Origin of the sequence: Sphingomonas yunnanensis (assembly GCF_019898765.1) — a bacterium.
GTDB classification, from domain to species: Bacteria; Pseudomonadota; Alphaproteobacteria; order Sphingomonadales; family Sphingomonadaceae; genus Sphingomonas; species Sphingomonas yunnanensis.
This window is the reverse complement of record NZ_JAIOKB010000001.1, coordinates 1,161,040-1,174,625: the sequence shown is the minus strand read 5'-3', so window position 1 is coordinate 1,174,625 and position 13,586 is coordinate 1,161,040. Positions and strand designations below refer to the sequence as shown.

The following is a 13,586-nucleotide window of genomic DNA, read 5'->3' as shown; positions in this document are numbered from 1 at the left end:
CCCGAATCAGTCTCCGGAACGATCGCCGTGCGCCACGGCTTGTGAGTGCTATGGCTTTGTTTTACTTTCAGTTCGGCGGTCGTGACCGCGACATGACCGGCGTCGAGTGCCTCGACGTGGCCGAGGCGCGGAATCAGGCGGTGCGCCAGCTCGGCGGCTATCTCTCCGAGAACCCCGGCTATGCCGAGGAGGGCCATTGGCGCGTGACGGTGGAAGACGCGAACCGCCGCGCACTGCTCAACGTCATCGTCGCGACCGTCCCGGTGCGCGGTGCGCCAGACGAGTGACCCGACGTATACTGTTGTACGAACTAATCCTTAAGTACCAGTGACGTAGAGCAAAGCGACGAGGTCGTAGACCCGCGTCGCTCACAGCTCCACGAACGGGGAGGGGCGGCTGTCTTCCCCACCCGCCGCGCGCGAGATCGCCGCGTCGGCCCGACGCGGTCGCATGCGTATGACAAGCTTCTCCTGGTTGGCCCGCCTGGCCCGCGACCGCGGCGCGAACGTCGCCGCGATGATGGCGGTCGCGATGATCCCGCTAGCCGCGCTCGCCGGCTCGGCGCTCGACGTGTCGCGCATGTACGTGGTCAAGTCGCGCTTGCAGCAGGCCTGCGACGCCGGCGTGCTGGCGGGGCGGCGTTTCATGAACAGCGATGGCAACGCGACGCTCGACGCCAACGCCGCGGCGCAGGCCAAGACGTTCTTCACCAACAACTTCGGCAGCGGCTTCTTCGGCGCGACGGGCGCCAGCTTCACTCCCACCAAGACGAGTGACCAGCAGGTCGCGGGCACCGCGTCGGTGCAGGTGCCGATGACGGTCATGAAGATGTTCTCGGTGGCGACGTCCAACCTGACCGTGACGTGCAAGGCACGCTTCGACATCGCAGACACCGACATCGTCTTCGTGCTCGACACCACGGGCTCGATGGCGTGCCGGCCGGAGGACACCGACACGCAGTGCAACAGCTATGTCAGCGGCACCACGGTCCAGTCCTACGCGCGCCCTGGGAGCGACCCGGATGCGACCGCGGGCTATGTCGGCTCGACCGGCTACGCCGTCCCCGAGACGACCGCCGGCAACGGATCGCGGATCAAGGCGCTTCGCCAAGCGGTGAAGGACTTCTCCGCGGTGATCGCCTCATCGGTCGATAGCAGTACGCGGGTTCGCTACGGGTTCGTCACTTACACCTCGACGGTCAACGCCGGCAAGGCGCTCTACCAGGCGTCGCCTTCCTATCTGATCGGCGGCGTCAACGGCGAGACCGTGGCGTATCAGACGCGCTGGCCGTGGAAGGACTATGAGATCAGCTGGACGGGGACGGCCAACGCCAAGACCTCGACGGACTGTGTCACGATCGACGGCACGCGCTCGCCCGCGGTCACTGCCCCGCTCACCTACAACACCAGCAGCGGAACGGCGACGTGGAGTGGCGGGCAGCGTTGGAATAGCAGTGACGGGAAATGCTACGGCAATCTGACGCGCACCGTCGGACCGCAGTACCAATATCAGCAATATAGCTGGAACGTGTCCAAGTTCCTCGCGGGCAACACGGTGACCGACCCGACCAAGGTGAAGGGCGAGACCACCGCCTGGGATGGCTGCGTCGAGGAGCGCGAGACCGAGGCGGGAGCGACGAGCTTCACCTCGGCCTCGTACGACCTCGACCCCGACCTGATCCCGACGACCGACGCGCGGACGCGGTGGCGCCCGATGTGGCCCGACGTGGAATATTTCCGCCAGGCGTCGCCGACGGACACGACCAATGGCGACGATACGACCTACCGTCCGAGCTACAATCTCGCGTCGATGCGCAAGTCAGGCTATTATTCGTGCGGCAAGCCGATCCACCGACTGTCGACGATGAGCACGTCCGACATCTCGGCCTATGTCGACGCCGCTGACTTCAGACCTCTGGGGGGTACGTACCACGACACCGGCATGATCTGGGGCACGCGGCTGTTGTCGAGTGCGGGCGTCTTCGCGTCCGACAACACCGGCCGCACCGGTCAGCCCTTGCCGCGCAAGGTCATCGTCTTCCTGACCGACGGCGACATGTCGCCGAGTGAGGTCATCTACGGCATGTACGGGGTGGAACGGTTCGACCGCCGCGTCAGCAACGGCAATACCGGCAACCTTACCAACTATCACAACGCGCGCTTCCTGTACGAGTGCGGCCGCGCGCGCCAGCTCGGCATCGACGTGTGGACGGTGGCGATCGACACCAGCTCGAGCGACCAGCTGACGCAATGCGCGCGCAACAGCTCGCAGGCGCTGTACACCACCACCGGCAGCGGGCTCTCCACGATCTTCCAGAAGATCGCCAAGCAGGTCGCCATGCTGCGGCTCGACCAGTGAGCGCGCGCGCGGGGCTCGCCCGCGACCGCCGCGGCGTCAGCACGATCGAGTTCGCGCTGCTCGCGCCGGTGCTGTTCATGGTGGTGCTCGGCCTCTTCGACCTGATGTACGGCGTCTATGTCCGATCGGTGCTGGAAGGCGCGGTGGTCAAGGCGGGGCGCGACAGCGCGCTGGAGAACAACGCCGCCGACCAGAGCGCGATCGACAACAAGGTGCGCAACATGCTGGCGTCGCTCGGCGGCGGCATGACGATCACCACCTCGCGCAAGAGCTACGCCAGCTTCTCGCTCGTCAAGCCGGAGGCGTTCAACGACCAGAATCGGAACGGCGTGCGCGACAGCGGCGAGTGTTTCGACGACGTCAACGGCAACGGCGTGTGGGACGCCGATCCCGGCGTCGGCGGCCAGGGCGGCGCCAACGACGTTACCAAGTACACCGTGACGCTGACCTACAATCGCATCTTCCCGATGGCGGCGCTCGTCGGCTGGCCCAGCACGCAGTCGCTGTCGGCGAGCACGTTGCTCAAGAACCAGCCATACAAGACCCAGACGAGCACCGTGGTGAAGTCGATATGCACCTGAGCCTCGCCCCGCTCGCCGCCCGGCTGCGGCGCGACCGCTCGGGCGTGTCGATGATCGAGTTCGCGCTCACCTTGCCCGTGGTGCTCACGCTCGGCTGCTACGGCATCGAGACGAGCAACCTCGCGCTGACCTCGCTCCAGGTCAGCCAGCTCGCGCTCAACCTTGCCGACAACGCCTCGCGCGTCGGCAGCATGCAGAGCGACAACTCGACTCAGCTGCGCGAGGTCGACATCAACGACGTGCTCACCGCGGCGCGGCTGCAGGGCGCCAAGCTGGGGCTCACCACGCGGGGGCGTATCATCGTCTCCTCGCTCGAGGAGAGCGGCGGCAAACAATATATCCACTGGCAGCGCTGCCTGGGTACGCAGAGCGGCGCGGCCTATGACTCGCACTATGGCACCACGCCGACCGATGCCGGCACGCAGACCGGCAGCGGCTATGCGGGGACGGTGGTAACCGGGATGGGAAACCCCGGCGCGCAGGTCACCGCGCCGCCGGGTACTGGGGTGATGTTCGTCGAGGTCAACTACCTCTACAGTCCGATCATCAGCAGCCGCTGGCTCAGTACCGGGGTGCAGCAGATGCGCTACACCGCCTCTTTCATCGTGCGCGACCGCCGCACCTTCGACATGGTCTACAATCCCGCGCCGGCGGCGCAGCGTTACACCTGCGACCGCTACACTGCCTCCTGAGCCGAGGTGACCGCGTAGCGCAGGTGCAGCGCGCCGTGGCCGAGCTGGTCGACGCCGATCAGCTTGAGCTGGACCTTGCCCTTCAGCCCCGCGTCGCCCGCCTCGACGATCGCGCGGCTGGCGCCGCCGTCCAGCGCGGGGGCGAGCACGAGGTCGAACTGCTCCACCAGTCCGGCGGCGAGGAAGCCGCCGTTCACCCCGCCGCCGCCCTCGAGCAATAGGTGGCGCGCACCGAAGCGCTTGCCCAGCACGTCCAGCGCGGCGGCCAGGTCGAGCCCGCCGTCGTGATCGGCGCAGACGATGTACGATACCCCGTCGCCGGCCAGCTCGGCGAGATGCGAGTCGGGGACGGCCGCGCCGAGCAGCACCACGACATGGTCGCCGTGCAGCTCCCCCGCGACGAAGTGGAGCTTGCCGCCGGGGTCGAGCGCGATCGCATAGGGCCCGCGATCGCGCGCGACGTGAAGCGGGCGCGTCGGCGTGGCGGCCTCGGCCGGTGGGTGCGGCTCGCCCTTGGCCATCTCCGCCATGGTCACGCGGCCGACGATCCAGCCGTCCGCGTCATAGCGGTCGTGGAGCGTCTCATAGGCGCCGGTCCAGTCCGCCGCCGAGCCGTCGGGGCTCTCGGTCCAGCGGCTCGAGTGTAGCCGGCCGTCAAGCGACCCCGCCATCAGGCAGGTGAGCCGCGGGCGGGTCATGCCGCGACCTCGCCGCGATAGTCGGCATCGCTGACGGGTTCGAGCCAGGTGACCGCGCTTCCCTGCTTCTTCTCGGCGATGGCGATATGCGTCATCGCGCTATCGGGTGCGGCGCCGTGCCAGTGGCGCTCGTCCGGCGCGACATAGACGATGTCGCCCGGGGCGATCTCCTCGATCGCGCCGCCCGCGCGCTGCACCCGTCCGCGCCCGAAGGTAACGAGCAGCGTCTGGCCGAGCGGGTGCGTGTGCCAGTGGGTGCGCGCGCCGGGTTCGAACGTGACGGTGGCGCCGGCGAGCCCGCCGCTGCCCTCGAACGGCATGTCGAGCCGGACATGACCGGTGAAATAGTCTGCCGGGCCGCGCGAGGATGCCTCGCCGCCACTACGCGTGATCTTCATGATCGTCTCTCCGCGAGGATGGTTCGCGCACAACGCGACTCGCGCGCACCGTCTCCCTCGTGTCGCGACGAGCCGGCCGCGACGGCGCGCTGCGCCGCGCGCGTCAGCGTGCCGCGCCGGCGTCCGCCGCGGCGTTCAGCCCCGCCTGCGCGAGGTAGCGCGGCGCGACCCGCGCGCGCGAGCGCTGCTCATAGGCATAGCCCGCGCCGAGCACCGCCCGGTCGCCGCCGCGGGTGGCGATGAAGGAGAGGCCGACCGGCATGCCGTCGACCAGCCCCATCGGCACGGTGAGATGCGGGTAGCCGGCGATCGCGGGCAGCTGCGACGCCGACGGGCCGCCATATTGATCGCCGTAGACCCGATCGCTCGGCCAGGCAGCGTCGTAGGTCGGCTGGACCAGCAGCGTCGCGCGCGCCTGGCGCAGCATCGCGTCGATCCCCTGTGCGCCGGCGAGCCGCAGCGAGGTCGCGCGCGCGGCGCGATAGGCCGGGTCGTCGAGCCCCTTGGTCTTCTCCGCCCCCTCGAAGAACTCCTGGCCGAAATAGGGCATCTCGACGGCGGTATGGGCGCGGTCGAAGGCGATCACGTCGGCGAGCGTGCGCGTCGCGACGCTCGCGGGCGTGGTGGCGAGATAGGCGTTGAGATCGGCCTTGAGCTCGGTCGAGAGCACCAGCTGCTCGGCCTCGCCGAGCCCGTCGAGCTTGGGCGGCGTGACCTCGACCAACTCGGCGCCGGCGGCGCGCAGCACCGCCAGCGCGGCCTCGTAGCGCGCGGAGAGGGCGGGGCGCAGCTCGGATGGCCGGATCACCGCGACGCGCGCGCCGCTCAGCGCGCTGGTGGAGAGCGCGGCGGCATAGTCGGTCGTGCCGCCGGTCATCGCGCCGAGCAGCAGCGCGGCGTCGCGCACGCTGCGCGCCATCGGGCCGGGCGTGTCCTGGCTGTGGCTGATCGGCACGACGCGCTCGGCGCTCACCAGCCCCAGTGTCGGCTTGAGTCCGACCAGTCCGTTGATCGACGAGGGGCAGGTGACCGAGCCGTCGGTCTCGGTGCCCACCGCCGCGGCGGCGAGACTGGCAGCGATCGCGGCGCCCGAGCCGGACGAGGAGCCACAGGCGGTGCGATCGAGCGCATAGGGATTGCGCACCAGCCCACCGACCGCGCTCCAGCCGCTCATCGAACGGGTCGAGCGGATGTTGGCCCATTCGGACAGGTTGGTCTTCCCGAGGATCACCGCGCCCGCCGCGCGCAGCCGCGCCACCATGGGGGCGTCGCGGCGCGTCACGTTGCCCGCGAGCGCGAGGCTGCCCGCGGTGGTGGCGATCGGGTCGGCGGTCTCGATATTGTCCTTGAGCAGGATCGGCACGCCATGGAGCGGCCCGCGACTATGGCCGGCGGCGCGCTCCGCGTCGAGCGCGCGCGCCTGGGCGAGGGCGTCGGGGTTGAGCGCGATCACGCTGCGCAGCGTCGGGCCCTTGCGGTCGATCTGGGCGATGCGGGTGAGATAGGCGCGGGTGAGCGCGACGCTGCTGGTCTTGCCGGCGGCGAGCTGCGCGCTCAGCTGCTCGAGCGACACCTCCTCCACCTGCGGCGCCGCGGACGCGGGCAGCGCCAGCAGGGTCGCCGCGAGAATCATCGTCGTCATCGTCGCGCGCATCGGCTGCTCCTCATCGTTCGCGGCTATCCTCGCGCGTTCACAGGGACTTGAGCAAGGGTGCGAAACGCCGGTGTAGACTTCCTCCCCGCACCGGCTACGAACCCGCGACGAGCGCGCGTCGGCGCGCCGTCTCTCCCGCCGCAGCGGAGCCGCGCATGAACGACGATCTTCGGGCCCTGATCCGCACTATTCCCGACTTCCCCAAACCCGGCATCCAGTTCCGCGACATCACCACGCTGCTGCTCAACCCCGCCGGCGTGGCCGCCTGCGTCGAGCGGATGGTGGCGGCGACCGTGGGGCCGATCGACCTGGTCGCGGGGATCGAGGCGCGCGGCTTCCTCTTCGCCGCGGCGCTGGCGGTGCCGCTGCGCGCCGGCGTGCTGCTGATCCGCAAGGACGGCAAGCTGCCCGGCGCGACCATCGCGGAGGACTATGCGCTCGAGTACGGCAGCGACCGGATCGCGATCCACGCCGACGCCTGTGCGCCAGGCGCGCGCGTGCTGCTCGTCGACGACCTGATCGCCACCGGCGGCACCGCGCGCGCCGCGGTGCGGCTGCTGCGCAAGGCCGGCGCCGAGGTGCGCCAGGCGCAGTTCGTCATCGATCTCCCCGACCTGGGCGGTGCCGAGCGACTGCGCGCCGAGGATCTCGCGGTCAGCGCGCTGGTGGCGTTCGAGGGACACTGAGCGCCCGCGGAACCGTCGCCGGCCCAGCGCCGTTGGCTCCGCATTGGCGGCGCGTATCAGCCGCTTCCTCCGGGGTATGGAGAGTTCCGATGAGATGGACCCACATCGTCGCCGCTGGCCTGCTCGGCGGGCTGGCGATCATGACTTCTGCCTGCTCGACCGGCTATGGCTACAGCGGGGTCGGCTTCGGTGTCGGCGGCGGTGGCTATTACGACGACCCCTACGGCGGTTACGGCTACGGCGGCTACGGCTATGCGCCGAGCTATTACGGCTGGAACGACGGCTTCTATTACCCGGGGACCGGCGTCTACGTGTACGACCAGTACCGCCGTCCGTATCGCTGGAACGGCAACCAGCAGCGCTACTGGCAGCAGCGCCGCGGCGGCTACGCCGGCCGCGACGTGCGCGACAATTGGCAGGGTTTCCGCCGCGACGTCGGGCGCGAGCGGCGCGACTATCGCGGCGACCTCCGCGCCAACCGCGACGCGTACCGCGATGGCACGATCACGCGCGATCAGTTCCGCGAGGGGCGGCGCGACGCGCGGCAGGAATATCGCGGCGACGGGCGGCGCGAGTATCGCGAGATGCGGCGCGAGAACCGCGCCGAGGGCTATCGCACGCCGCGCTCGGACCGATCCGATCGTGGGCCGGGGCCGCGGCGCGGGGAGCGTCCGCGCTGACGGGTCAGCCGTGCTTCTTCAGGCCGCGCACGCGGTGCCAGACGTAGAACGCGATCGCCGCGACCAGCACCACGCCGATCGCCGCGTCGGCGCGGTGGAAGAACGCCTTCAGCCGCGGGTCGCTGTTCCACTTGTCGCCCAGCGTCATGCCGACCCAGGCGAGCAGCAGGCAGAACGGCCAGGAGCCCAGGAAGGTGTAGAGGTGGAACGGGATCAGCTTCATCCGCGCGACCCCGGCGGGGAAGGCGATGAAGGTCCGCACCACCGGCAGCATGCGCCCGATCAGGATAGCCCAGGCGCCCCAGCGGTTGAAGAAGCGGTCGGCGAGGTCGAGCTCGCCCGGGCCGACCAGCACGTAGCGGCCGAACTTCTCCGCCATGGGCCGCCCGCCGCGCCGGCCGATCTCGTAGGCGACCACCGAGCCGATGTTGCACCCGATCGCCCCCGCGGTCGCGGCGAGGAACAGGTTGAGCTCGCCGGTGGAGACGAGATAGCCCGCGAAGGGCATGATGATCTCGGACGGGAGCGGGATGCACGCGCTCTCGATCGCCATCAGCAGCGCGATGCCCCAATAGCCGCCGGCGGAGATCACGGCGATGGCGAAGCCGGCGAGCGCGGCAAGGATCTTCTCGACCATGGTGCTGCGCTTGCGTCACGCGGGTGGGAAAGGGAAGCCGCAAAGTGGAACCGCGCTGTTCAGCAACGGTTCGACGCGCATGACCGATCTCACGCTCAACGACGGCCGCCTGATGCCCCAGCTCGGGCTCGGCACCTATCAGATCCCGGATTCGCAGGTGGCGTCGGTGGTGCGCGCCGGCCTAGACCTCGGCTTCCGCCTCGTCGACACGGCCGCGCTCTATCACAATGAGCGCGGCGTCGGTGAGGGGCTGGCGCATGACGAGGTGTGGCTCACCACCAAATTGTGGCACGACCAGCACGGCGACGCCGAGGCGGCGCTCGACGCCAGCCTCGCGCTGCTCGGGCGCGACCAGGTCGACCTGTACCTGATCCACTGGCCGCACCCCGCGGGCGAGCGCTACGTCGAGGCCTGGCAGACGTTGGTGTCGCTGCGCGACATGGGCAAGGCGCGCTCGATCGGCGTGTCGAACTTCCTGCCCGAGCATCTCGACGCGATCATCGACGCCACCGGCGTCGTGCCCGCGGTCAACCAGATCGAGCTACACCCAACCTTCCAGCAGCGCGAGGTGCAGGCGTATAATCGTGAGCGCGGCATCGTCACGCAGAGCTGGTCGCCGCTGGGGCAGGGCGAGACGCTGCGCGACGAGCGCGTGGTCGCGATCGCCGAGCGGCTCGACGCCACGCCCGCGCAGGTGCTGATCGCCTGGCATCTCGCCAAAGGGTTGGCTGCGATCCCCAAGGCGGGCAACCCCGAGCATCTCGCGAGCAACTGGCAGGCGATCGAGCTGAGCCTGAGCGACGACGATGTCGCCGCGATCGATGCGATGGACGATCCCGACGGCCGGATGGGGCCGGACCCGCGCGAGCTGTAAAGGTTGAGCTGAGATCCTCCCCGTGCCGGGGAGGACCTGCTCATCGCCTCACCCCGCCGCGGCGTGCGCCATCCGCAGGTCCTCGACGAAGCGCTCATACTCGCTCGCCTTCGCCGCCTCATCGGGGAGCCGCAGCAGGTAGCTCGGGTGCACTGTGATCCAGGCCGCGCCGCCGTCCGGCAGGCGCAGCTCGCGACCGCGCTCGCGGCCGATCGTCATCACCTTGCCGAACAGGCTGCGCGCCGCGGTCGCGCCCAGCGCCACCGTGACCTTCGGGCGCAGCAGCATCTGCTCCTGCTCGATCCACCATCGGCACGCCTCGATCTCGCCCGCGTCGGGCTTGGCGTGGATCCGCCGCTTCCCCCTCGGCTCGAACTTGAAGTGCTTGACCGCGTTGGTGACATAGGTCTCGGCGCGGGTGATCCCCGCCGCCGCGAGCGCGCGGTCGAACACCTGTCCCGCGGGGCCGACGAACGGATGGCCGGCGAGATCCTCCTGGTCGCCGGGCTGCTCGCCGACGAACATCATCGTCGCGTCGACCGGCCCCTCGCCGAACACCGTCTGCGTGGCGGGCCTGTAGAGGTGACAGCGCGTGCACGCCGACGCCTCGTCGCGCAGCGCCTCCCACGCCGCCCGCGCATTGTCGCCGACCGCGCTCTCCCGCGCGCGCGCCTTGTCGATCATCCCGCTCTCCCGTGCCTGCGCGGTCGCCAGCAGCTGCGGCACCAGCGCGGTCTCCGGCATGTTCTTCCAGTATTTCCGCGGCATCTCGCGGAGCATCGTGCCGACTTTCACGCGCGCCGGATTGAAGATGCTGGCGTAATAGGTCTTCCACACTTCCTCGATCGGGTCGCCCTCCGGGGCGTCGCCGCGCTCCGCTGCGGGCCCTTCCTGGAGCGCCGCGCCATCCCAGTGGAGCGATACCTCAGGTGTCAGGATCGACCAGCGCATGCTGGCGAAGCGGTTGACGAAGAAGGCGGCGTTCGCGCGCACGATGTGGTGCTCGGGTTCGAACCAGGCGACGTAGCGCTCGCCGGCGTCGTCGCTGACCGAGCGGAAGCGGACGAAGGCGCGCATCTTGTGGATGTCGCGCCGCACCGACTTGGCGAGCGTCTCGATCCGGCGGACGAGCGGATCGGCATGGTCATCGGTCAGCCGCGGCGTCTCGCGCAGCCGCCAGAGCATCGCGTAGAGCAGCGCGAATCGCTCGGGATCGTGGTGGAGCGCGGCGCTGTTCGCGAGATCGAGGAAGGCGCGCGGTACGCGCGGCGCCGGCGCAGTGGCGTCATGACGCGGGGCGGGAGACGGTTCGGTGGCGGCCGCGGCGAAGAGGTCGGTGGCCGCGGTGCCGACCTGCCACACGACAGCGTCGGGTGCGACATGCTCGGCGAGCAGCCCGCGCGCGGCGTCGCGCCAGCCATCGACGTCATCGGGCGCGGAGAGGGTGACGACGCGCAAGGTCAGCCTATGTTCAAGCCCGAGCCCTTCAGGGGAGGGATCGGGGTGGGGAGCTCCCGCAGACGAAACGCTGGCGGCGACGTGCCACCCCCACCACCTCCCCAGAAGGGAAGGGGAGAGGTATGCGTCCCCGCTAGGCCACGTCGAACCATCATTCCGCCACAGCGCGCCACGGCGGTAAAGCGTTTCACCCGCGAGTCACTCTCACGCGGCGAAAAGCTCGAGCTGCTGCGACTTTACCCTGGGCGCGACGAGCGGCCTGAGCTCGGCGCGGTCGGCGAGCACCACCGGCCGCCAGTCCTCACAGACGATGAACGGCCGCACCCGCGCGATCGACACCGTCAGCCGCGCGACGTCGTCCAGCCGCAGCCGTCGCCAACGCCGCGCCGCCAGGATGCTCTTCACCGCCTTGGTGCCGAGCCCCGGCACGCGCCACAGCAGCTCGCGCGGCGCGCGGTTGACATCGACGGGGAAGCGATCACGGAACTTGAGCGCCCAGGCGAGCTTGGGATCGATATCGAGCGGCAGCATGCCCGTGCCCTCGTCCGCGGCGGCGACGACCTCGTCCGTCGAGAAGCCGTAGAAGCGCATCAGCCAGTCCGACTGGTACAGCCGATGCTCGCGCATCAGCGGCGGCCGCTGCAGCGGCAGCACCGCGGAGGCGTCGGGGATCGGACTGAACGCCGAGTAATAGACCCGCCGCAGCCCGAAGCGATCGTACAGCGTCGATGCCTTGCGGACGATGTCGCCGTCGGTCGCGGCATCGGCGCCGACGATCATCTGGGTCGACTGGCCCGCCGGCGCGAAGCGCGGTGCCGACTTGTAGCGGGTGCGCGCGTCCGCCGTATCGGTGATCGCCGCCTTCATCTCGCCCATCGCCCCCTCGATCCGCGCGCCGTCCTTCTCGGGCGCGAGCCGGCGCAGCCCACCCACGGTGGGGAGCTCGACGTTGATCGACACGCGATCGGCGTAGAGGCCGGCCTGGTGGACCAGCTCGGGATCGGCGTCCGGGATCGTCTTCAGGTGGATATAACCGCGGAAATGATGGTCCTCGCGCAAGGAGCGCGCGACCTCGACCAGCTGCTCCATCGTATAGTTGGACGATTTGATGATACCGGACGAGAGGAACAGTCCCTCGATATAATTGCGCCGATAGAAGGAGAGGGTGAGGTTCACCACCTCCTGCGCGCTGAAGCGGGCGCGGCGCACGTTCGAGCTCTTCCGGTTGATGCAATAATGGCAGTCGAACACGCAGCTGTTGGTCAGCAGGATCTTGAGCAGCGAGATGCAGCGGCCGTCGGGCGCATAAGCGTGGCAGATGCCCATCCCCTCGGTCGAGCCCAGCCCCTTGCCGTCGGCCGAGGTGCGTTTGGACGTGCCCGACGACGCGCACGACGCGTCATACTTCGCCGCGTCGGCGAGGATTTCCAGTTTCTGCCGGACGTCGAGCTGCGCCATATGTTCGATCTATGTTCACTTGCCCGCCTTGTCGAGGGCGAAGCGACCTGCCATGAATCAATCCCGTGCGCAGGATCATCGATCGGCTTGGGCCCGACGGCCCCTATCTCGCGCTGGCGCTGACCTGCCTGCTCGGCTGGGGCTTCAAGGCGCATTGCGGCGCGGCGTGGAGCGGCAGCGAGCAATATGTCACCGGCTGCTACAGCGACGCGGTGCCCTTCTGGGGGCAGCGTGGGCTCGCCACCGGACAGGTGCCCTACTTCCAGGCGCGGATGGAATATCCCGTGCTCACCGGCGGGCTGATCTGGCTCGAGGCGCTGCTCGCGCGCGTGGTGGCGGGAACGCGCGCCGACGCGGCCGACTTCCTCAACGCGGTGACCCTGGGCAACGCCCTGCTCGCCTATGTCGTGCTGGAGCTAATTCGCGGCACCGGCGCGAGCCTGCGGCGGCAATATGCCTGGGCGCTGGCGCCGCCGCTGGTGCTCTACCTCGGCCACAATTGGGACCTGCTCGCCGCCAGCTTCGCGGTCGCGGCGGTGCGTGCGGCGTCGCGCGACCAGGCGCCGCGGGCGGCCGCGCTCGCCGCGCTGGGCGGTGCGGCCAAGCTGTTCCCGGTGCTGCTGCTGCCGCTCCTGGGGCTCGGCGCCCTGTTCGGACGGGGCGACCCGCCCGCCCGCGGGCGGCGCACGGCGCGGCTGGTCGTCGTCGCGCTGGGCTGCTGGGGCGCGGTGAACCTGCCGGTGGCGTGGTTCGCCTACGACCATTGGCGCGAGTTCTACGCTTTCTCGAGCGAGCGCGGCGGCACCGCGGCGAGCGCGTGGGAGCTGCTGGCACAGTTCGGCTGGTGGCGGACCGACGTGGCGACGCGCAACCTGTGGTCGCTGTTGCTTTTCCTCGGCGGCGCAGGGACGATCGTGGCGGTCGGTTGGCGCCAACACGGCGCGCGGCCATGGCTGCTGTTCACCCCGGTGCTCGCCTGGTTCCTGCTGACCAACAAGGTCTACTCGCCGCAGTTCGACCTGTGGCTGTGGCCGCTGCTGGTGCTCACCGGCAGCCGAGCCCGCCCGCTCGCGCTGTTCCTGCTCGGCGACCTCGCGGCGTATTTCGCCGAGTTCTGGTTGTTCGCCGGCTGGGAGGGGGCGAATGTCTCGGCGACGCAGGCCGATGTGCTCGTCGCCGCGAGCGTCCGCGCCGTGGCGCTGCTGTGGCTGATCCACGCCGCGGTACGCGATCCCGCGCCCGGGTGGGTGAGCGGGCAGGGGGCGGGCGGACAAGGGTTGGACGACGCGGGAGTGAGGCCGGGGCGGGTCGGAGCGCGCACCCCGTTCCCCGAAGCCGTCATCCCCGCGGAGGCGGGGATCCAGACGCGCTGACGTCGCGCTTCTCGCACCGGCCTCAGCGTGTCTGGATTC

14 protein-coding genes are annotated in these 13,586 nt (G+C 69.8%); 8 read left to right on the top strand and 6 right to left on the bottom strand.

Annotation, left to right across the window (positions count from 1 at the left end):
• Positions 1-50 precede the first annotated feature (50 nt).
• The 4 genes from K7957_RS05695 (at position 51) to K7957_RS05680 (ending at position 3,631) form a co-directional block, all read left to right on the top strand.
• Positions 51-287 carry a DUF6894 family protein gene (locus tag K7957_RS05695; RefSeq protein ID WP_223010944.1) on the top strand — a complete coding sequence of 79 codons (237 nt, stop codon included), beginning with the start codon at positions 51-53 and terminating at the stop codon, positions 285-287.
• A 187-nt stretch (positions 288-474) separates the two neighbouring features.
• Positions 475-2,358, top strand: a complete 1,884-nt coding sequence (locus K7957_RS05690; RefSeq protein ID WP_246616655.1) for a Tad domain-containing protein — start codon at positions 475-477, stop codon at positions 2,356-2,358.
• Positions 2,355-2,939 (top strand): TadE/TadG family type IV pilus assembly protein, encoded by a 585-nt coding sequence (locus K7957_RS05685; protein WP_343228311.1) that lies wholly within the window; start codon positions 2,355-2,357, stop codon positions 2,937-2,939. The genes K7957_RS05690 and K7957_RS05685 overlap by 4 nt, the downstream gene beginning before the upstream one ends.
• Entirely contained in the window at positions 2,930-3,631 is a 702-nt protein-coding gene (locus tag K7957_RS05680; RefSeq protein ID WP_223010941.1) for a TadE/TadG family type IV pilus assembly protein, read from the top strand. The genes K7957_RS05685 and K7957_RS05680 overlap by 10 nt, the downstream gene beginning before the upstream one ends.
• Here K7957_RS05680 and K7957_RS05675 read toward each other — a convergent pair.
• From K7957_RS05675 to K7957_RS05665, 3 genes are all read right to left on the bottom strand, one after another.
• Positions 3,616-4,329, bottom strand: coding sequence for a dihydrofolate reductase family protein (locus tag K7957_RS05675; RefSeq protein ID WP_223010940.1), 714 nt, complete (start codon positions 4,327-4,329; stop codon positions 3,616-3,618). The two genes, K7957_RS05680 and K7957_RS05675, sit on opposite strands and share 16 nt — an antisense overlap.
• Positions 4,326-4,727, bottom strand: coding sequence for a (R)-mandelonitrile lyase (locus K7957_RS05670; RefSeq protein ID WP_223010939.1), 402 nt, complete (start codon positions 4,725-4,727; stop codon positions 4,326-4,328). Before K7957_RS05670 ends, K7957_RS05675 begins: the two co-directional genes overlap by 4 nt.
• 103 nt (positions 4,728-4,830) lie before the next feature.
• Positions 4,831-6,381: an amidase gene (locus tag K7957_RS05665; RefSeq protein WP_223010938.1), complete on the bottom strand. Its 1,551-nt coding sequence runs from the start codon at positions 6,379-6,381 to the stop codon at positions 4,831-4,833.
• Between the two features lie 155 nt (positions 6,382-6,536).
• Here K7957_RS05665 and K7957_RS05660 point away from each other — a divergent pair, with 155 nt between their 5' ends.
• Positions 6,537-7,067, top strand: a complete 531-nt coding sequence (locus tag K7957_RS05660; protein ID WP_223010937.1) for an adenine phosphoribosyltransferase — start codon at positions 6,537-6,539, stop codon at positions 7,065-7,067.
• An 89-nt stretch (positions 7,068-7,156) separates the two neighbouring features.
• On the top strand, positions 7,157-7,747 hold the full coding sequence (locus tag K7957_RS05655; RefSeq protein WP_223010936.1) for a hypothetical protein: 591 nt from the start codon (positions 7,157-7,159) through the stop codon (positions 7,745-7,747).
• A 4-nt stretch (positions 7,748-7,751) separates the two neighbouring features.
• Here the strand turns inward: K7957_RS05655 and K7957_RS05650 are convergent, their stop codons facing one another.
• Positions 7,752-8,384: a DedA family protein gene (locus tag K7957_RS05650; RefSeq protein WP_223010935.1), complete on the bottom strand. Its 633-nt coding sequence runs from the start codon at positions 8,382-8,384 to the stop codon at positions 7,752-7,754.
• Positions 8,385-8,463: 79 nt separating this feature from the next.
• Between K7957_RS05650 and K7957_RS05645 the strand changes: the two genes are divergently transcribed.
• Positions 8,464-9,258 carry an aldo/keto reductase gene (locus K7957_RS05645; RefSeq protein ID WP_223010934.1) on the top strand — a complete coding sequence of 265 codons (795 nt, stop codon included), beginning with the start codon at positions 8,464-8,466 and terminating at the stop codon, positions 9,256-9,258.
• Between the two features lie 48 nt (positions 9,259-9,306).
• Here K7957_RS05645 and K7957_RS05640 read toward each other — a convergent pair whose 3' ends face one another.
• Together K7957_RS05640 and K7957_RS05635 are read right to left on the bottom strand one after the other, a co-directional pair.
• Positions 9,307-10,716, bottom strand: a complete 1,410-nt coding sequence (locus K7957_RS05640) for a UdgX family uracil-DNA binding protein (RefSeq protein WP_223010933.1) — start codon at positions 10,714-10,716, stop codon at positions 9,307-9,309.
• Between the two features lie 204 nt (positions 10,717-10,920).
• Positions 10,921-12,174: a putative DNA modification/repair radical SAM protein gene (locus K7957_RS05635; protein ID WP_223010932.1), complete on the bottom strand. Its 1,254-nt coding sequence runs from the start codon at positions 12,172-12,174 to the stop codon at positions 10,921-10,923.
• A gap of 65 nt (positions 12,175-12,239) precedes the next feature.
• Between K7957_RS05635 and K7957_RS05630 the strand changes: the two genes are divergently transcribed.
• The gene (locus tag K7957_RS05630) at positions 12,240-13,547 is read left to right on the top strand and encodes a hypothetical protein (RefSeq protein ID WP_343228310.1); all 1,308 of its coding nucleotides are present in this window, start codon (positions 12,240-12,242) and stop codon (positions 13,545-13,547) included.
• Positions 13,548-13,586: the final 39 nt, after the last annotated feature.